The organism is Staphylococcus sp. MSU001 (assembly GCF_052976705.1).
In genome coordinates, this window is the sequence record NZ_JBRIKK010000010.1 from 25,599 (window position 1) to 44,960 (window position 19,362).

Consider the following 19,362-nt stretch of genomic DNA (forward strand, 5'->3'; position numbering starts at 1 on the left):
AATATAGTATTATTCCAAGTCTTTTTAACTTTATAATTGATGTTTAAATAAGAAAATTTTATTTGTGAGCATAAATATTGTGAAAATGTGCGAGTCATTTTACACTATAATCAATCGCGCGCGATTGAAAAGAGGTGAATATGTGAAACAAGAACAAATGAGGTTAGCGAATCAGCTTTGTTTTTCAGCATATAATGTAAGTCGTTTATTTGCTCAATTTTATGAGAAAAAGTTAAAACAGTTTGGTATAACTTATTCTCAGTATTTAGTATTACTGACGTTATGGGAAGAGAATCCTCAAACATTAAATTCAATCGGTAGACATTTGGATTTATCCAGTAACACTTTAACTCCATTACTAAAAAGACTTGAGCAATCTGGATGGGTTAAAAGAGAACGTCAACAATCTGATAAACGACAGTTGATAATTACGTTAACTGACAATGGACAACAACAACAAGAAGCAGTTTTTGAAGCAATTTCAAGTTGCTTACCACAAGAATTTGATACAACGGAGTATGATGAAACGAAGTATGTGTTTGAAGAACTAGAGAAAACATTAAAACATCTCATAGAAAAATAAGAAAGGATGAGAGTTAATGAAACAATATGATGTAGTATTTTTAGGAAGTGGTCATGCAGCTTGGCATGCTGCGTTAACATTAAAGCAAAGTGGTAAGCAAGTAGCTATAGTTGAAAAAGATACCATCGCCGGTACATGTACTAACTATGGTTGTAATGCGAAAATTTTATTAGAGGGACCTTATGAAGTGCTTGAAGAAGCCAAACAATATCCTAATATTATTGATAGTCACAATTTAGAAGTGAATTGGAAGAATTTAATGCGTTACAAAGAGCAAGTCATTAATCCTATGTCTGAAACCCTCACATCTATGTTTGAACAACAGGGAATTGATGTAATCATGGGGAAAGGTAAAATTGTAGATGCTCATACAATAGAGGTAAATAATACAACATTACAATCAGATTATATTGTTATAGCAACTGGACAACATAGTCATCAATTAGATATCGAAGGTAAAGAATATACGCATGATAGTCGGGAATTTTTATCAATGCAATCTTTACCGAATAGTATAACTTTTATTGGAGCAGGTATTATCAGTATTGAATTCGCTTCTATCATGGTCAAATCTGGTGTAGAGGTCAATGTGATTCATCATACAAATCAGGCACTTGAAGGGTTTAACGAATTTCACGTCAATAAATTAATTCAAAAGTTAAAAGATGAAGGTGTTAAATTTTACTTTGGTGAGAATACCAAGTCAGTTAGACCGAATGCGCAACGTTTTATAGTAGAAACTGAGTCTGGAAAAATGATTGAAACAGATTATGTACTGGATGCAACAGGTAGAAAGCCTAATGTTGAGCAAATAGGTTTGGAAAAAGTGGGTATACAATTTAGTGATAGAGGTATTGAGGTTGACGATTATTTAAGAACAAATGTAAAAAATATATATGCAAGTGGGGACGTTATCGATAAAATGATTCCTAAGCTTACTCCTACAGCTACATTTGAGTCTAATTATATCGCTGCCCATATCCTTGGATTGAATACAGAGGCCATCCAGTATCCACCAATACCTTCAGTGCTTTATTCATTGCCTCGTTTATCTCAAATAGGTGTCACAGTAAGCGAGGCTAAGAAAGATGATACGTATATAATTAAAGATATACCATTCGGAAGACAAATGGTATTTGAGTATCAAAACGAAACAGAAGCTGAAATGTCAATTGTATTAGATAGTCAAAAACGTTTAGTGGGAGCAGAGATTTATGGGAATGACGCTGGTGATTTGGTTAATCTCCTAGTCTTTATCATTAATCAAAAACTTACTGCACACGATTTAAATCAAAATATTTTTGCATTTCCTGGAGCTTCCAGTGGCGTTATAGATTTATTGAAATTGGCGATGATGTAGAGGTGTAACTAAATGAGTATTTATGATATTGCGGTAGAGAATTATGATGGTTCTACCTATTTACTAAAAAAATATAAAGGGAAAGTGCTCATTATCGTAAATACTGCAACTAATTGTACTTTGAATGATCAATTTAATAAATTAGAAATGCTTTATAAAAAATATCATAAGTATGGTCTTGAGATTTTGAGCTTCCCCTGCAATGATTTTAATAATCAGGAGCCAGGATTAATCAAAGATATTTATCGCGTATATAAATATAAGTTTGGTATTACTTTCCCCATCCATGCTAAGATTAACGTTAATGGAGAGCATGAGCACCCTTTGTACACATTATTAAAATGTAAACAACCAGGATTATTTGGTTCGCAAATTAAGTGGAATTTTACTAAATTTGTAGTCGATCAACAGGGAAATATTGTTAAACGATTTTTACCTTGTGATAATCCTAACCAAATGGAGGAATTAATAAGACAATTATTAAAATAAATGCCTGTCTTTTACTTGAATTAAAGAATAAAATAATCTTGTTTCATTTGTAATATTTTGAATGAAGCCACTATAAACGAATGGAAAAGAAATTATTAAAGAGTCTGCCATATCATATGTGTAGGCTCTTTAAATTTTTTTATGAGCATATAGTACAAAAAATTTAAATTAATCTCATCTTTATTTCGATAATTTCTCGAGTTACCTTGACTTTCGTTATAAAAGTAGTTAAAGTATTAAACATAATTATTCTGACAATTCTGATATGTTTTATTGATTTGGATGGATTGATAAGGTGATAGGGGGGCTCCACAAATGTCTATAAAAAGAATTACTTATGACAATTTTCAAAACGATCCATTTATAAATGAATTAGATATTAATGATGAGACAAAAGGTGCTTATGAGATTTTAAAATGGGCATATCAAACTTATGAAAATGATATTGTTTATTCTTGCAGTTTTGGTGCTGAGAGTATGGTTTTGATTGACTTGATTTCTCAAATTAAACCCGACGCACAAATTGTATTTTTAGACACTGATTTACATTTTCAAGAAACATATGACTTAATAGATAGGGTGAAAGATAAATATCCACAATTACGCATTAAAATGAAAAAACCGGAACTTACGTTAGAGGAACAAGGTGAGAAATATAATCCTGCTTTATGGAAGAATGATCCTAATCAATGTTGCTACATACGCAAGATTAAACCTCTAGAAGACGTATTATCTGGTGCTGTAGCTTGGATATCAGGTCTTAGACGAGCACAATCACCAACACGAGCACATACAAATTTCATTAACAAAGATGAAAGATTTAAATCGATTAAAGTGTGTCCCTTAATCTATTGGACAGAAGAAGAAGTATGGTCTTATATACGTGATAAGGACTTACCTTATAATGAATTACATGATCAAAATTATCCAAGTATTGGTTGCATTCCATGTACATCACCCGTATTTAATTCTAATGATTCACGTGCTGGTCGTTGGTCAAATTCTAGTAAGACTGAATGCGGATTACATGTAGCTGATAAACCATAAGAGATAGTCAAAAAATTTTAATTTCAAAACATAGTATTCCGATAAGAAATAAGGGGTTGTTTATTAAAAGCTGATACAGCTTTATTTATAAGCGATTATTTTGAGTAATCAATGTTTGTATTGCACTTTGATATTATGAATTGTCTTTTCGATTTTAGTTATCATTTGAGTATTACATTTACTGAAAATAATAAATGGTACATACTAGAATTGAAGATATAATTAATAATTTTCAAATATAGACATATATAAGCTAATGACAAATATCGGAATAACAAAGTATAAGAGGTGGATAAGATTGAACTTAAGTGTTACTAATAGTCCTTTTACGGAAGGGCAAGCTAAACAAATTAATGAATTGCTTCACACTTTATCACCTAACCAACAAGTATGGTTAAGTGGCTATCTGATGGCAAATCAACAATCAAATACATCTACAGATTCTGTAGACCAACATAACTTAGATGACAATACAGAAGCGATGCTACATGAAAAGGAACCTTCAGTTGAGCCGGAAGCGAGATCGATAACGATTTTATATGGATCTGAGTCTGGTAATGCGCAAGGACTTGCAGAAATATTTGAACAACGTTTATCTGATATTGGAAATGACGTTACGCTCAAATCAATGGATGACTTTAAACCTAAGAATTTAAAGAAAGTAGAAGATTTATTTATTATCACATCTACACATGGCGAAGGAGATCCACCAGATAATGCTATTGAATTACATGAATACATCCACGGACGTAAAGCGCCAAAATTGGATGGGGTGAGATTTTCAGTATTAGCATTAGGAGATCAAACCTATGAATTCTTCTGTCAAACTGGTAAAGATTTTGATAATCGTTTGGCTGAATTAGGGGCAGAAAGACTTTATCAACGTACTGATTGCGATGTTGATTATGAAGAAGACGCTGAAAAGTGGATGGCCAATGTTATTAATACGATTGATTCAACACCAGCTGGTACTGAAAGTGAACAAGTTGTTAGCGAATCTATAAAATCAGCAAAGGAAAAGAAATATAGTAAGTCTAATCCTTACGATGCTGAAGTATTGACCAACATTAATTTGAATGGTAGAGGTTCAGACAAAGAGACAAGACATATTGAGTTATTACTTGATAATTTCGGTGAAGAATATGAACCGGGGGATTGTGTAGTTGTCTTGCCTCAAAACGATCCAGCTATCGTAGACTTACTTATTAGCACATTAGGTTGGAGTCCAGAAACACAAGTTTTAATTAACGAGGATGGAGATACTTTAAATCTTGAAGAGGCATTAACATCGCATTTCGAAATTACTAAATTAACAAAACCGCTAATAGAAAATGCTGCGATATTTTTTGATAATGAAGAGCTTTCTGAAAAAATTCAAGATAAAGAATGGATTCAAAACTACGTTGAGGGACGGGATTTGATTGATTTATTAAATGACTTCGCAACGACAGAACTACAACCTGAAAATTTACATCAATTATTAAGAAAGTTACCACCTAGAGAGTACTCAATATCTAGTAGTTATAAAGCAACACCAGATGAAGTTCACATTACTGTTGGGGCAGTTAGATATCAAGCACACGGTCGCGAACGTTCAGGAGTTTGTTCAGTTCAATTTGCAGAGAGAATACAAGAGGGCGATACAATTCCTATCTATTTAAAACGAAATCCGAATTTTAAGTTTCCGCAAGATGAATCAACACCTGTGATTATGATAGGTCCTGGGACAGGTGTTGCACCGTTTAGATCCTATATGCAAGAACGAGAGGAACTAGGTTTTGAAGGAAATACATGGTTATTCTTTGGAGATCAACACTTCACTACAGATTTTCTGTATCAAACGGAATGGCAAGAATGGCTTGAAGATGGAACTTTATCAAAATTAGATATTGCTTTTTCTAGAGATACTGATAAAAAAGTGTATGTGCAACATAAAATTGCAGAAAATAGTGAACAATTTAATCGATGGATTGAAAATGGCGCTACTATTTATGTATGTGGTGATGAAAGTAAAATGGCAAAGGATGTTCATCAAGCGATTAAAAATGTGTTAATCAAAGAGCAAAACCTATCTGAAACAGATGCAGAAGAATACTTAAAACAAATGAAAAGAGATAAAAGATATCAAAGAGATGTGTATTAATAGAAGGGACGGGGGATACATGGTTAATACAAATAATCATATTTCGGAAGAATTAGATAAAAATCTTGATGAAATGGAATTTTTAAAAGCAAATAGTGACTTTTTGCGTGGAACTATTGAACAAAGTTTAGCTAATCCAATCACTGGATCCATTACACAAGATGATGCAAAACTGCTAAAGTTTCACGGAAGTTATATGCAAGATGACAGGGATTTAAGAGATGAGCGTCGTAAACAAAAACTTGAGCCTGCATATAGTTTTATGATTCGAGTTCGTGTACCCGGGGGGAAAGCGACTCCTGAACAGTGGATTGCTATGGATGATATTTCTAATCAATATGCCAATCATACGATTAAATTAACAACACGCCAAGCATTTCAATTTCATGGCATTCTTAAACGTAATTTGAAACAATCAATGAAAAATATCAATCATGCAGTACTTGATTCTATTGCTGCATGTGGAGATGTTAATCGTAATACAATGTGCAATCCTAATCCTTATCAATCTCAAGTACATAAGGAGATTAATGATTATGCAACGCGTATAAGTAATCACTTACTTCCAAGAACAAATGCATATCATGAAATTTGGCTTGATGGTGAAAAGGTTTTAGATTCTAGTGAGGAAAAGGAACCTATTTATGGGAATACGTATTTACCACGTAAATTCAAAATAGGTATTGCGGTACCACCATCTAATGATATTGACGTCTATTCTCAAGATATTGGTTTAATCGCTATCGTTGAACAAGATGAGTTAATTGGATTTAATGTGACTATCGGTGGCGGTATGGGTATGACTCATGGTAATACAGAAACATATCCTCAACTTGGACGTCTCATAGGTTTTATACCTAAGGAAAAGGTTGTAGATGTATGTGAGAAAATACTTACAATACAACGTGATTACGGTAATCGTGAAAATCGAAAAAATGCACGTTTTAAATATACAGTGGACCGTCTAGGAGAAACTTGGGTGACTGAAGAATTAAACCGACGATTAGGTTGGGAAATTAAAGCGCCACGTGATTTCGAATTTGAACATAATGGTGATCGATTAGGTTGGATTGAAGGTGTTAATAATTGGAACTTCACTTTATTTATACAAAATGGGCGTGTGAAAGATACTGAAGACTATTTGTTAAAAACAGCCTTAAGAGAAATCGCAGAAATCCATACTGGAGATTTCAGATTATCACCTAATCAGAACTTAGTTATTGCAAATGTTTCTCCCGAGAAAAAGGAAGAAATACAAGCTATTATTGATAAATATAAGTTAACAGATGGCAAAAATTATACAGGACTTAGAAGAAATTCTATGGCTTGTGTTGCTTTCCCAACGTGTGGTTTAGCTATGGCAGAATCTGAAAGATATCTTCCTTCATTAATTACAAAAATTGAAGATTTATTAGATGAGTCTGGTTTAAGAGAGGAAGAAATAACGATTCGTATGACAGGTTGTCCTAATGGATGTGCAAGACCAGCGCTAGCAGAAATAGCCTTTATCGGTAAAGCACCTGGTAAATATAATATGTACTTAGGTGGTAGTTTTAAAGGCGAACGTCTAAATAAAATATATAAAGAGAATATCGACGAAAATGAAATATTAGAAAGTCTACGTCCATTGTTATTGCGTTATAGTAAAGAGCGTCTTGACGGAGAACACTTTGGGGACTTTGTAATTCGTGCCGGTGTGATAGCCAAAGTTCATGATGGTCGCGATTTTCATAGCTAAACGAGAGGGGTAGTGGTTCATATGGGGAAAGTATATTTAGTTGGAGCTGGACCTGGCGATCCAGAATTAATAACATTAAAAGGTTTAAAAGCCATTAAAGAAGCCGATGTCATTCTTTATGACCGACTTGTAAATAAAGAAATACTTAATTATGCTTCTCCTTCTACTAAGTTCTTCTATTGTGGTAAGGATCCTCACAGGCACTCCTTACCGCAGGAAGAAACAAATAAAATGATGGTAACCTTAGTCAAAAAAGGGCACACAGTTACACGTTTAAAGGGTGGCGATCCATTTGTTTTTGGACGTGGCGGAGAAGAAGCAGAGGAATTAGCATGTCATAATATCCACTTTGAAATTATACCTGGAATTACATCGGGAATTGCAGCACCAGCATATGCTGGAATTCCAGTAACACATCGTGATTATAGTTCTTCTGTAGCATTTGTAACTGCAGTGAATAAACCTGGTATGGATAAAGGCAAATACTGGCAACATTTGGCCAATGGTCCTGAAACTTTATGCATATATATGGGGGTTAAGAGACTCAGTGAAATTTGTGAGTTGTTAATACAATATGGCCGTTCGTCAGAAACACCAGTAGCTCTCGTGCATATGGGAACGTCAAAACAGCAAATGACGGTGACTGGGACACTGGATACAATTCAAGAACGAGCACATCATATTCAGAATCCAGCAATGATTATTGTAGGCGAAGTGGTTAAGATGAGAGAAAAAATTAATTGGTTTGTAGAACAAGCAACTGTTCAAAATGAAACGTTAACGGAAATGTCATCAACTTAGCGTATACATTTAACGCAGCATTAAAAATCATGGATAAATATCATGTTTATAATGAGTATTAATAAAAGTGTATAGGAGGAAATCATCATGAATATGCCCTTAATGATTGATTTAAGTAACAAGAAAGTCGTCATTGTAGGTGGAGGTAAAGTTGCAACACGTCGTACCACAAGTTTATTAGCTTATACTAACCATATTCATGTTGTAAGTCCAACAATTACTGATACATTACAAAAATATCTAGAAACGAAGCAAATCACTTATGAAAAGAAACTCTTCGAACCACAAGATGTTGAGAATGCTGATATGGTCATAGCGGCTACTAATCAATCTGATGTTAACAACGATGTGGGGGCAGCTTTGTCTAAGAACGTATTGTTTAATCATGCAGGACAAGCAGACCTAGGTAATATAACGTTCCCTAATTTCTTAAAAAGAGATAAATTAACAATAAGTGTGTCAACTGATGGTGCAAGTCCTAAATTAGGTCAACGAATTATTAAAGATTTAAAAGATACATACAACGAAGACTATTCAATGTATATTCAGTTTTTATATGAATGTAGACAATATATTAAATCACTTAAAATTGAGCCATCTGATAAACAAGCGTTACTCGAGCAAATTTTGTCAGACAAATATTTAGATGAGAAGAAGCAACAAGATTTCATCCGATGGCTAAAATCACAAGTCAAATGAAGAATGGGGGCATATGATATATGCGCAAAGTATTAATTTTCGCAATTGCGGGATTTTTAGCACAACTTGTTGATGGATCATTAGGCATGGGATTTGGCGCTTCATCGTCATCAATATTATTAACTTATGGTATAGCACCGGCAGTAGTGTCAGCAACCGTTCATTTTTCTGAAATTGCAACAACAGCTGCATCTGGGACATCACATTGGAGATTTGATAATGTTCATAAACCAACAATGTTGAAGTTAGCTATACCTGGGTCAATAAGCGCCTTTATCGGGGCGGGTGTTTTGACATTTATTCATGGTGATTATATTAAACCGTTCATTGCTTTATTCTTGTTAAGTATGGGATTTTATATTTTGTATCAATTTCTATTTAAACGTGCACATGAACATCATCATCATGTGGGAGATTTGAGTAGTTTTAAAGTAATTCCACAAGGTTTTGTGGCGGGATTTTTAGACGCAATCGGTGGTGGTGGTTGGGGACCAGTTAATACACCACTCCTGCTCTCAAGTAAAAAAATTCAACCACGATATGCGATTGGAACAGTCTCAGCAAGTGAATTTTTTGTTACGTCATCTGCTGCTTTAAGTTTCATCATCTTTTTAGGAGTCACTCAAATTAATTGGTTTGCTGTAATTGCTTTGAGTCTCGGTGGAATGGTAGCGGCACCTATTTCAGCGTATTTAGTTAAAGTGTTACCTATTAACATTCTTGCAATTTGTGTCGGAGGTTTAATCATTTTTACAAATAGTAATGCATTATTAAGCTATTTTGTAAAAGATAGCACTATTTCAAATACAGTTCGATTCATTATTATTCTTGCAATCATTATTTTGCTTGTTTTTCAAGTCGTTCGAAACAAGAAATTATCTTTTTCTTACAAGAAAAGCCGAGTAAACAAATATAATTAATTAGAAAAGGAGATTTGATTATAATGTCTAACAATGAAACAATAACCAATTATACAATTAAACCTCATGGAGGAGAACTTATCAATCGTGTTGTTGAAGGAAACGAACGTGAACGTTTGATTGAGGAAGCATTAAAATTTAAACCGATTACTTTAAATCCTTGGGGAATATCGGATCTAGAGCTCATAGGTATTGGCGGATTTAGTCCCCTTACAGGATTTATGAACAAAGAAGACTACACTAAGGTTATAGAGGAAACGCATTTAAGCAATGGCTTGGTCTGGAGTATTCCTATCACTTTACCTGTAACAGAATCTGAAGCAGATAAACTTGATATAGGTGATGATATCGCTTTATATGGTGAAGATGGACAGTTATATGGAACGCTTAAATTAGAAGAAAAGTACACATATGATAAAGAAAAAGAAGCGCGTTTGGTATACGGAACAACTGAAGAAGCTCATCCTGGAGTTAAAAAGGTTTATGAAAAAGGTAATATTTATTTAGGTGGTCCTATTAAACTATTAAATCGTCCGAAACATGATGCGTTTTCAAATTATCATTTGGATCCTTCAGAGACGAGACAATTATTTCATGATTTAGGTTGGAAAACTGTCGTAGGTTTTCAAACGAGAAATCCAGTGCACCGAGCACATGAATATATTCAAAAATCAGCACTAGAAATTGTTGATGGTCTACTTTTAAATCCACTAGTTGGTGAAACAAAGTCAGACGATATTCCAGCGGATGTACGTATGGAAAGTTATGAAGTGATATTAAAAAACTATTATCCTGAAGATAGAGCACGTCTAGTTATTTATCCTGCTGCAATGCGCTATGCCGGACCACGTGAAGCGATACTTCATGCAACCGTTCGTAAAAATTATGGTTGTACACATTTTATTGTGGGAAGAGATCACGCTGGTGTAGGCGATTATTATGGTACTTATGAAGCGCAAGAACTGATTACTCAATTTGAAGATGAGTTAGGCATTCAAATTTTAAAATTTGAACATGCTTTTTATTGTGAAGCTTGTGGTAATATGGCAACTGCTAAAACATGTCCGCATGACGCTTCTCAACATTTACATTTAAGTGGTACTAAAGTAAGAGAAAAACTGCGTAATGGTGAATCATTGCCAACTAAATTTTCAAGACCAGAAGTTGCCGAAGTTCTAATTAAAGGTTTGCGAGAAAAATAAATCAGGAGTGTTAAAATGAGTGAATCAAATCATATTACATGGCATGACTCAGAAGTTACGAAGAAACAAAGACAGCATAGAAATGGGCACAAAAGTGCTGTAATTTGGTTTACAGGGCTATCTGGGTCAGGGAAATCAACGGTCTCTGTTGCCTTAGAGAAAGAATTATTTAATGAAGGAAAACAAACATACCGTTTAGATGGTGATAATGTGCGTCACGGTCTTAATAAAAATTTAGGATTTAGTCCTGAAGATCGTTCAGAAAATATTCGACGTATTGGAGAAGTAGCAAAATTAATGGTAGACGCTGGAGCTTTAACAGTTACTGCTTTTATCTCCCCATATAAAGAAGACAGAGAAGGTGTTAGAGCATTACTAGAGGATAATGAGTTTATAGAAGTATATACAAAATGTAGTGTTGAGGAATGTGAAAAGAGAGATCCGAAAGGATTGTATAAAAAAGCACGATCTGGGGAAATACCTGAATTTACAGGTATAAGTGCACCTTATCAAGCACCTGAAAATCCTGAAATCACTATAGATACTGAACACGACACTATTGAACAATCAGTGGAACAAATTATACGTTATCTTAAAGAACACCAATATATTTAAATTGATATTTCGTTATATAGAGTAGGAGAGAATTAAAGATTCTTAATCCTACTCTTTTTAATTTTAAAAGTATACTGGAAAGTTTTGAACGTATCATAAGTTTTTAAAGAAAAGCACTTGGTCAGGTATACTTACTTCTAATTAAGTAAGAAGATGTTATTTTTAAATGACATCAATAGTATACTTATGAGTCATGATTTATGCTTAGTTTGTGATTATCTAAATACAAATATAATTTAAATTTATAAAAAGCTAATTATTGATGTGTGATTAAAGTGAAATAAAAAGGGAAAATATTTTTAAAGAGATATTGAGTGATTTATCATAGAAAATAAGAGGATGGTGATATAACATGGCATTTAATATTTGGATGTGGATTTTACTTGTATTATTTATTGTGGGGACAATAGCTGTAATTCTCATTTTAACAGTTGGCTCAGTGTTAGAAGAGCGCTCATATGACCGTCGATCAGAGGATGAAAAACGCAAAAATTTAGAAAAAAATCTTGAGATGTCAAAAGGACATACGGATGAATTGCAAGAGTCGAGCAACAGGGAAGAACAAGTAGCACAAGAGCATTCTCGTCATGTCGTTCGAGATCATCAACAAACACATCAAAATATAAATCAATCAACACAAGATAATAAAAATAATTAGATAAAAGGGAAAGGTAAATGCTTTTTCGATTATTTATTCCCAATTTATACGAAGATAATTACTAGAATTACAAAAAATGAAAATATTATAAATTTTAACTGAATCAATAACTAACTGTATGTTATAGAAGCCTGAGAACATTGACGTCTCAGGTTTTTATATTGATTACAAAACTATCTTTATCTCACATAGAGTTCACTAAACGTTAATAATCTTTATGACATTTTAGTTAACGACTTAGTAATCGATTGTAATACTATATATAGTGTTTTATTTTATTGATATACACTATATATAGCAAAGGGTGACAAAATGACTACTCTAGAAACATCATTAACTCGATTAATCACAAAAGATCCAACTATATTAAATGAAAATGCAAATAAAGATAGTAATACATTCTCAACAATGCGAGATTTAACAGCTGGAACGGTATCAAAGTCTTATGCACTCGATCATTTACTTCCGAAGCATGTTGCTCATGCACATCAATCGGGAGATATTCATTTTCACGACTTAGATTACCATCCATTTCAACCATTAACCAATTGTTGTCTCATAGATGCAAAAGATATGTTAGAGAATGGCTTTGAGATAGGTAATGCTAATGTTACAACACCTCAATCAATACAAACCGCTTCAGCACAACTTGTACAAATCATTGCAAACGTTTCAAGCAGTCAATACGGAGGTTGTACTGTCGATCGTGTTGACGAATTACTAAGTAAATATGCACAAATGAACGCACAACATCATAGGGAAGTAGCGAATGATTTCGTTCAACCTGACAAAATTGAGAATTATGTGGACACGCAAGTAACTAAAGATATTGGTGATGCGATTGAAAGTTTAGAATATGAGATCAACACACTATATACTTCCAATGGACAAACGCCATTCGTTACTTTGGGATTTGGTTTAGGAACAGATCAATTAAGTCGAAAGATTCAACAAGCAATTTTACATACTCGTATTAAAGGTCTCGGTAAAGATAGAGTCACTGCAATTTTCCCTAAACTTGTATTTTCGATAAAAAAGGGTATTAACTTTGGTCCAGAAGATCCTAACTATGATATTAAGCAACTTGCATTGGAATGTTCAACAAAACGCATGTATCCCGATATTTTAAATTACGATAAACTAGTGGAACTGCTTGGTGATTTTAAAGCACCGATGGGATGTCGTTCATTTTTACCAAGTTGGAAGAATGATGAAGGTCAATTGGAAAATAATGGACGGTGTAACTTAGGTGTAGTGACGCTGAACGTGCCGAGAATTGCAATCGAGGCAGATGGTGACATGCAACAGTTTTGGGATATCTTTGAAAAACGCATGCAATTGTTACATGATGCACTTGTGTATCGAATTGAAAGACTACAAGATGCTATTCCGGATAACGCGCCTATTTTATATAAAAGTGGTGCATTTAAAAATAAACTCACTTCAGAAGATACTGTCGAATCATTATTTACAAATCAACGCGCTACAATTTCAATGGGGTATATCGGTTTATACGAAGCAGCAACATTATTTTATGGACCGAATTGGGAACATAATCCTGAGGCTAAAACATTCACATTAGACATATTAAGAGAAATGAAACGTTATCAAGTAGAGTGGACGAAACAATATGATATTTGGTTCAGTATATACAGCACACCTAGTGAATCACTCACAGATAGATTTTGCCGATTGGACAAAGATAAATTTGGATCTATTCCAGATGTTACTGACAAAGGATATTACCAAAATTCATTCCACTATGATGTTCGTAAAGATGTAACGCCATTTGAAAAACTAGATTTTGAAAAGGACTATCCTTACTACGCAAGTGGTGGATTCATTCATTATTGTGAATATCCAAAGTTAAATCATAATCTTAAAGCTTTAGAAGCAGTATGGGATTATGCTTATGATAAGGTAGGTTATTTAGGTACGAATATTCCTATTGATCACTGTTATCGTTGTGGCTATGATGGAGATTTTGAAACTACTGCTAACGGATATAAATGCCCACATTGTGGCAACAATGATCCTAAAACAGTTGACGTTGTAAAAAGAACATGTGGTTATTTAGGAAATCCAGTTCAAAGACCAGTTATTGAAGGACGACAAAAAGAGATATGTGCGAGAGTGAAACACATGAAGGAACCTCGTTCATGAATATTTTAAACATTAAAGAAGGTCAACACTATATAGCTAAAATAGAAAGTCATAGCTTTGTAGATGGTGAAGGTGTTCGATGCAGTGTATATGTTTCCGGATGTCCTTTTCAATGTAAAGGTTGTTATAACGTTCAAGCCCAAAATTTTAAATACGGAGAACCTTTCGAACTAGAAATGCTTGAAGAGATTTTAGATTATTGTGCGCCTTCTTATATCGAAGGCTTAAGCATACTTGGTGGAGAACCATTTTGTAATTTGTCTATCACACTCCAACTCGTTGAAGCTTTTAGACAACGATTCGGTCATACAAAAACAATTTGGGTGTGGACTGGCTTTTTATTTGAATATTTGAAACAGCAAAACGATGCGCGCAAGTCATTACTCGAACATATTGATGTATTAGTTGATGGTATGTTTATTCAACATTTATATCGTCCGAATCTTCCATATAAAGGATCACTTAATCAACGTGTGATTGATGTTCAAGCTTCCTTACAAAAAGAACAGGTCATTGAATATCTAACTAAATAGTTTATGATAATAATTGTAATTAATTTTTAAGATATCTCTTAGAAAAATAGCCCAAAATAAATGTTATGGTTCATTTGTTTTGGGCAATCTTTGTTATAAGTTATCAATGAGATGAACAGGAATGTTATCACATGTATAACGACAGTTTTAAAGAGTATAGTTAATTTTATTTTTAAAGTAAATTTTTATCACTTTTTATTAGGTGGATGTGATTTGTTGCAATTTATAGACTGAAAAGTGACAAACATTAAACATCTAAAAAGTAAAAGAAATAATATTATACTTATATATATACTAATTACATATTAAAGTGATAAAATATTGAAGTGAAAATTGTTCGGCATAAGTTAGGAGATTCTTCCATGTTATTGTTTATCATAGAAATCATAATCATGATTCTAGCGATATTATTAGGATTAAGAACTGCTGGTGCACTGGGATGTGGCATCTTTGCTATAGTAGCGCAACTTATTATGATATTTGGATTCCAGTTACCTCCAGGTTCAGCACCAGTGACGGCAGTCTTGATCATATTATCTATTGGTATAGCAGGTGGTACGTTACAAGCTACTGGTGGTATTGACTATTTAGTTTACATTGCTTCACGTGTGATTGAACGCTTTCCAAAATCAATTATATTTATAGCACCAATGATTGTCTTTGTCTTTGTTTTTGGAATTGGTACTGCAAATATAGCTCTTTCACTTGAACCTATCATCGCTAAAACTGCACAAAAAGCACGAATTCAGCCTAAACGCGCATTAACTGCTTCGGTACTAACCGCCAATTTAGCCCTACTTTGTAGCCCGGCAGCTTCTGCTACAGCTTATATTATCTCAGTATTAGCAGGGTATGAAATATCGATGGGCAAGTATTTAAGTATTGTTTTACCTACAGCTTTAATTAGTATGTTAATGCTTAGTACATTTTGTACATTTGTAGGACGAAAAGAACACGTGCGTGATGAGTCAGAACGTTTAGTTCAGATGCCAGAAGTCGAAATCAAAAATGACTTTTCATTAAAAGTAAAAATAGGTGTTATCTCATTCCTATTATGTGTCATGGGTATATTAACGTTTGGCATATTTCCTAATCTCATGCCGCAATTCAATGTGAATGGAGATGTAGTTAAAGTTGAGATGACTGAAATTGTTCAGTTCTTTATGTATCTCAGCGCTACAATTAATTTATTATTAATAAAAATCAATACTTCTGATATTCTGTCATCGAATATTACTCAGTCTGCAATGGGAGCACTCTTTGCAGTTCTTGGCCCAGGTTGGTTAGGTGCAACAATATTTAATGCTCCACATAACTTAAAAATATTGAAAAATGATATTGGGTCAATTATTAGTGAAGTACCTTGGCTTGTTATCATACTTGTTTCTGTAGTTGCAATGATTGTCATTTCTCAAACAGCTACAGCATCAATTATGGTACCGATAGTTATGAGTTTAGGTATACCCCCCATCTATTTTGTTGCGATGGTACAAACATTAAATGTGAATTTCGTTATTCCAGCTCAACCGACACTATTATTTGCTGTAGAACTAGATGAAACTGGTAGAACAAGACCAACGAGCTTTATGATACCAGGATTTTTTGTTATAACAGTATCCGTCATTACTGGATTTGTTATTAAAACCATTTTAGGATATTAATCAATTTTTATAAGTTGGAATTTAATCGCTATATATATAGTTCTTTAGATACTTCATCTCATAGAGTAAGGTATTTGAATGACTAAATATTGGCGATTTTTTTATTTATAGATTAAGAGTGAGTATAAGTGGAGAAAAAAATTTAAAATAAATATATATACGTTAAAAGTGTATAAAAATACAATATGAAATATTGTAAAGTTCGTTCATTTTGTTAAATTTTAACTTAACACTATTGTCATAGCAATTTAAGATGAATGTTTGAGAGGCGTAAATTATATAATTATTCAAATGAGATTTTGATGATCCATGTATGTAATTTGCATTATTATTAAAAATTCGTTATTGTCTTTTTTGTGAATCACTATCCATTGAACGTAATTTAAAGTAAAGATTCATAAATTAATATTAGGGGGATCACATTTGAAAAAGGAAAAAGTTATGGACTGGACGACCTTCATAGGCGTAGTCATTGTGTTACTTTTTGCTGTTATACCTATGATGGTTTTTCCGAAAGCAAGTGAAATAATCATTACCGATATCAATAGTGCCATTTCTAATTCAATTGGATCGGTATATCTCTTTATGGGACTGGCTATATTTTGTTTTGTTTTATACATAGCATTTGGTAAGTACGGGAATGTCACGTTAGGAAAAGCGACTGACAAACCTGAATTTAATAATTTCACATGGGCAGCCATGTTATTCTGTGCCGGTATTGGTTCGGATATTTTATATTGGGGTGTTATTGAGTGGGCATTTTATTATCAAGTACCTCCTAACGGTGCAAAATCAATGTCTGATCAAGCTCTTCAATATGCAACTCAGTATGGTATGTTTCACTGGGGACCTATAGCCTGGGCAATATATGTGCTACCAGCATTGCCAATTGGATATTTAGTTTTCGTTAAGAAGAAACCCGTCTATAAAATTAGTCAAGCTTGTCGACCAATTTTAAAAGGACATACGGATAAATTATTAGGAAAAATCGTAGATATTTTATTTATTTTCGGTTTGCTCGGTGGTGCTGCAACATCACTCGCTCTAGGCGTGCCAATGATCTCAGCTGGTATTGAACGATTGACTGGTTTAGATGGATCTAATATGATTTTACGTTCAATCATCTTACTAACTATTACAGTTATTTTCGCAATCAGTTCTTACACAGGTTTGAAAAAAGGTATTCAAAAATTAAGTGATGTTAACGTTTGGTTATCATTTTTATTATTAGCATTTGTATTCATTGTAGGTCCAACTGTGTTTATTATGGAAACTACAGTTACAGGGTTCGGTAATATGATAAAAGATTTCTTCCATATGGCGACATGGATGGAACCATTTGGTGGCATAAAAGGTCGTAAAGAGACGAATTTCCCTCAAGATTGGACAATATTCTACTGGTCATGGTGGCTCGTTTATGCACCGTTTATTGGATTATTTATCGCGCGTATCTCAAAAGGACGTACACTTAAAGAAGTTGTATTAGGAACAATATGCTATGGAACATTAGGTTGTGTATTATTTTTCGGTATTTTTGGTAACTATGCTGTATATCTACAAATTTCTGAGCAATTTAATGTAATAAGCTATTTAAACAATCATGGTACAGAGGCAACAATCATAGAAGTAATGCATCAACTACCATTCTCGACAATTACTATTATCTTATTCTTAATATCAGCTTTCTTATTCTTAGCAACAACATTCGATTCTGGTTCATATATTTTAGCAGCAGCGTCACAGAAAAAAGTGATAGGAGAACCGTTACGTGCTAATCGTTTATTCTGGGCGTTTGCGTTATGTTTACTACCGTTCTCTTTAATGCTAGTTGGAGGAGAACGTGCATTAGAAGTATTGAAAACAGCATCATTACTTGCTAGTGTACCTTTAATTGTTATATTTACGCTTATGATGATTTCGTTCTTAATTATACTCGGACGAGATCGTATCAAGTTAGAAAGACGTGCAGATAAGCATAAAGAAATTGAAAGACGTTCTCTAAGAATAGTTCAGGTCAAAGATAAACCTGAAGATGATAACTTATAAAAAATAGCCAAGCAATAATGTTAAGTCATTATCGCTTGGCTTTTTATTTTTAATCATGATGATGTTGTTCATCTGGAATTGGAAAATAGTTAAAGATTTCTCCTGACTCTAAAGCTTCACTTAATTGAGCGAGCCACTTGTAATAAATTTTAGAGTGGTCTAACTGCGCTTTTACATTTATTGCTTGGTTTTTAACTTCCTCGTCTATATCATTCTTTTCAAGAATTGGGTAAATGATATTTTCTGCATCTTTAATAGCTTCCATATTAGTGTCAATTTCACGTTCCCATTTTTTAGTGAAAAAGTTGCGGAAGAAAGTGAAGAAATCTTTCTCTGCAATAAAATGTTGCTTTCGGCTACCACGCGTGAATTGTTGTTTGACGATATCGTATTCTTGTAGTTTTTTTACACCTGTACTCATACTAGGTTTACTCATTTGCAGTTGTTGTCGCATTTCATCAAGTGTCATACTTCCTTCAAAAACCATAATGCCATACAAGTTACCTACACTACGGTTGATACCATACAAATCCATGGTTTCACCGATTGAGTTGATAACTAAATCTTTAGCTTCTTCGATATGTTGACTGTCATTGTTATTATAATCCATCACTGCACCTCCATTTTAATCCATTATTCAGCTTAGGTGGGACGCACTAGATACTATGAATTTTATGATGATTTACCTGTAAATGATACATCTA

Annotated in this window: 17 protein-coding genes; 16 read left to right on the forward strand and 1 reads right to left on the reverse strand. The window is 33.5% G+C overall.

Annotation, left to right across the window (positions count from 1 at the left end; all coding sequences use genetic code 11):
• Positions 1-142 precede the first annotated feature (142 nt).
• The 16 genes from ACVBFA_RS06100 (at position 143) to ACVBFA_RS06175 (ending at position 18,658) form a co-directional block, all read left to right on the forward strand.
• A complete protein-coding gene (locus ACVBFA_RS06100) occupies positions 143-583 on the forward strand; it encodes a MarR family winged helix-turn-helix transcriptional regulator (protein ID WP_002475659.1) in 441 nt (146 codons plus the stop codon).
• Between the two features lie 16 nt (positions 584-599).
• Positions 600-1,943 (forward strand): dihydrolipoyl dehydrogenase family protein, encoded by a 1,344-nt coding sequence (locus ACVBFA_RS06105; protein ID WP_002486906.1) that lies wholly within the window; start codon positions 600-602, stop codon positions 1,941-1,943.
• Between the two features lie 12 nt (positions 1,944-1,955).
• The gene (locus tag ACVBFA_RS06110) at positions 1,956-2,432 is read left to right on the forward strand and encodes a glutathione peroxidase (protein WP_002447025.1); all 477 of its coding nucleotides are present in this window, start codon (positions 1,956-1,958) and stop codon (positions 2,430-2,432) included.
• A gap of 315 nt (positions 2,433-2,747) precedes the next feature.
• Positions 2,748-3,479 carry a phosphoadenylyl-sulfate reductase gene (locus tag ACVBFA_RS06115; RefSeq protein ID WP_002458282.1) on the forward strand — a complete coding sequence of 244 codons (732 nt, stop codon included), beginning with the start codon at positions 2,748-2,750 and terminating at the stop codon, positions 3,477-3,479.
• A gap of 298 nt (positions 3,480-3,777) precedes the next feature.
• Positions 3,778-5,622: an assimilatory sulfite reductase (NADPH) flavoprotein subunit gene (locus tag ACVBFA_RS06120; protein ID WP_002486924.1), complete on the forward strand. Its 1,845-nt coding sequence runs from the start codon at positions 3,778-3,780 to the stop codon at positions 5,620-5,622.
• A 19-nt stretch (positions 5,623-5,641) separates the two neighbouring features.
• The gene (cysI, locus tag ACVBFA_RS06125) at positions 5,642-7,360 is read left to right on the forward strand and encodes an assimilatory sulfite reductase (NADPH) hemoprotein subunit (protein WP_002458280.1); all 1,719 of its coding nucleotides are present in this window, start codon (positions 5,642-5,644) and stop codon (positions 7,358-7,360) included.
• Between the two features lie 21 nt (positions 7,361-7,381).
• Positions 7,382-8,161, forward strand: coding sequence for a uroporphyrinogen-III C-methyltransferase (gene cobA / locus ACVBFA_RS06130; protein ID WP_002486912.1), 780 nt, complete (start codon positions 7,382-7,384; stop codon positions 8,159-8,161).
• An 87-nt stretch (positions 8,162-8,248) separates the two neighbouring features.
• Positions 8,249-8,860: an NAD(P)-binding protein gene (locus tag ACVBFA_RS06135; RefSeq protein WP_002486880.1), complete on the forward strand. Its 612-nt coding sequence runs from the start codon at positions 8,249-8,251 to the stop codon at positions 8,858-8,860.
• A 20-nt stretch (positions 8,861-8,880) separates the two neighbouring features.
• Positions 8,881-9,780, forward strand: coding sequence for a sulfite exporter TauE/SafE family protein (locus ACVBFA_RS06140; RefSeq protein ID WP_002486925.1), 900 nt, complete (start codon positions 8,881-8,883; stop codon positions 9,778-9,780).
• A gap of 23 nt (positions 9,781-9,803) precedes the next feature.
• Positions 9,804-10,982 (forward strand): sulfate adenylyltransferase, encoded by a 1,179-nt coding sequence (sat, locus tag ACVBFA_RS06145; RefSeq protein ID WP_002447030.1) that lies wholly within the window; start codon positions 9,804-9,806, stop codon positions 10,980-10,982.
• 15 nt (positions 10,983-10,997) lie between these two features.
• On the forward strand, positions 10,998-11,597 hold the full coding sequence (cysC, locus tag ACVBFA_RS06150; protein WP_001830609.1) for an adenylyl-sulfate kinase: 600 nt from the start codon (positions 10,998-11,000) through the stop codon (positions 11,595-11,597).
• Between the two features lie 352 nt (positions 11,598-11,949).
• On the forward strand, positions 11,950-12,255 hold the full coding sequence (locus ACVBFA_RS06155) for a hypothetical protein (RefSeq protein WP_002447031.1): 306 nt from the start codon (positions 11,950-11,952) through the stop codon (positions 12,253-12,255).
• Positions 12,256-12,567: 312 nt separating this feature from the next.
• On the forward strand, positions 12,568-14,418 hold the full coding sequence (gene nrdD, locus ACVBFA_RS06160; RefSeq protein ID WP_070853627.1) for an anaerobic ribonucleoside-triphosphate reductase: 1,851 nt from the start codon (positions 12,568-12,570) through the stop codon (positions 14,416-14,418).
• A complete protein-coding gene (gene nrdG, locus ACVBFA_RS06165; RefSeq protein ID WP_002447033.1) occupies positions 14,415-14,951 on the forward strand; it encodes an anaerobic ribonucleoside-triphosphate reductase activating protein in 537 nt (178 codons plus the stop codon). The genes nrdD and nrdG overlap by 4 nt, the downstream gene beginning before the upstream one ends.
• A 362-nt stretch (positions 14,952-15,313) precedes the next feature.
• Positions 15,314-16,612 (forward strand): anaerobic C4-dicarboxylate transporter, encoded by a 1,299-nt coding sequence (locus tag ACVBFA_RS06170; protein WP_001830664.1) that lies wholly within the window; start codon positions 15,314-15,316, stop codon positions 16,610-16,612.
• 423 nt (positions 16,613-17,035) lie between these two features.
• A complete protein-coding gene (locus ACVBFA_RS06175; RefSeq protein WP_002447035.1) occupies positions 17,036-18,658 on the forward strand; it encodes a BCCT family transporter in 1,623 nt (540 codons plus the stop codon).
• A gap of 49 nt (positions 18,659-18,707) precedes the next feature.
• On the opposite strand, the gene cudC is transcribed toward ACVBFA_RS06175, so the two are convergent.
• Complete coding sequence (cudC, locus tag ACVBFA_RS06180) at positions 18,708-19,268, reverse strand: choline uptake/conversion transcriptional regulator CudC (protein WP_002447036.1); 561 nt, start codon at positions 19,266-19,268, stop codon at positions 18,708-18,710.
• Between the last annotated feature and the right edge of the window lie 94 nt (positions 19,269-19,362).

Bases quoted from the DNA above. Each gene is read 5' to 3' on its own strand.
- ACVBFA_RS06155 (WP_002447031.1), top strand. From the start codon at position 11,950: ATGGCATTTAATATTTGGATGTGGATTTTACTTGTATTATTTATTGTG.
- ACVBFA_RS06115 (WP_002458282.1), top strand. From the start codon at position 2,748: ATGTCTATAAAAAGAATTACTTATGACAATTTTCAAAACGATCCATTT.
- nrdD (WP_070853627.1), top strand. From the start codon at position 12,568: ATGACTACTCTAGAAACATCATTAACTCGATTAATCACAAAAGATCCA.
- ACVBFA_RS06170 (WP_001830664.1), top strand. From the start codon at position 15,314: ATGTTATTGTTTATCATAGAAATCATAATCATGATTCTAGCGATATTA.
- sat (WP_002447030.1), top strand. From the start codon at position 9,804: ATGTCTAACAATGAAACAATAACCAATTATACAATTAAACCTCATGGA.
- ACVBFA_RS06110 (WP_002447025.1), top strand. From the start codon at position 1,956: ATGAGTATTTATGATATTGCGGTAGAGAATTATGATGGTTCTACCTAT.
- ACVBFA_RS06135 (WP_002486880.1), top strand. From the start codon at position 8,249: ATGAATATGCCCTTAATGATTGATTTAAGTAACAAGAAAGTCGTCATT.
- ACVBFA_RS06105 (WP_002486906.1), top strand. From the start codon at position 600: ATGAAACAATATGATGTAGTATTTTTAGGAAGTGGTCATGCAGCTTGG.
- cysI (WP_002458280.1), top strand. From the start codon at position 5,642: ATGGTTAATACAAATAATCATATTTCGGAAGAATTAGATAAAAATCTT.
- nrdG (WP_002447033.1), top strand. From the start codon at position 14,415: ATGAATATTTTAAACATTAAAGAAGGTCAACACTATATAGCTAAAATA.
- ACVBFA_RS06140 (WP_002486925.1), top strand. From the start codon at position 8,881: ATGCGCAAAGTATTAATTTTCGCAATTGCGGGATTTTTAGCACAACTT.
- cudC (WP_002447036.1), bottom strand. From the start codon at position 19,268: ATGGATTATAATAACAATGACAGTCAACATATCGAAGAAGCTAAAGAT.
- cobA (WP_002486912.1), top strand. From the start codon at position 7,382: ATGGGGAAAGTATATTTAGTTGGAGCTGGACCTGGCGATCCAGAATTA.
- cysC (WP_001830609.1), top strand. From the start codon at position 10,998: ATGAGTGAATCAAATCATATTACATGGCATGACTCAGAAGTTACGAAG.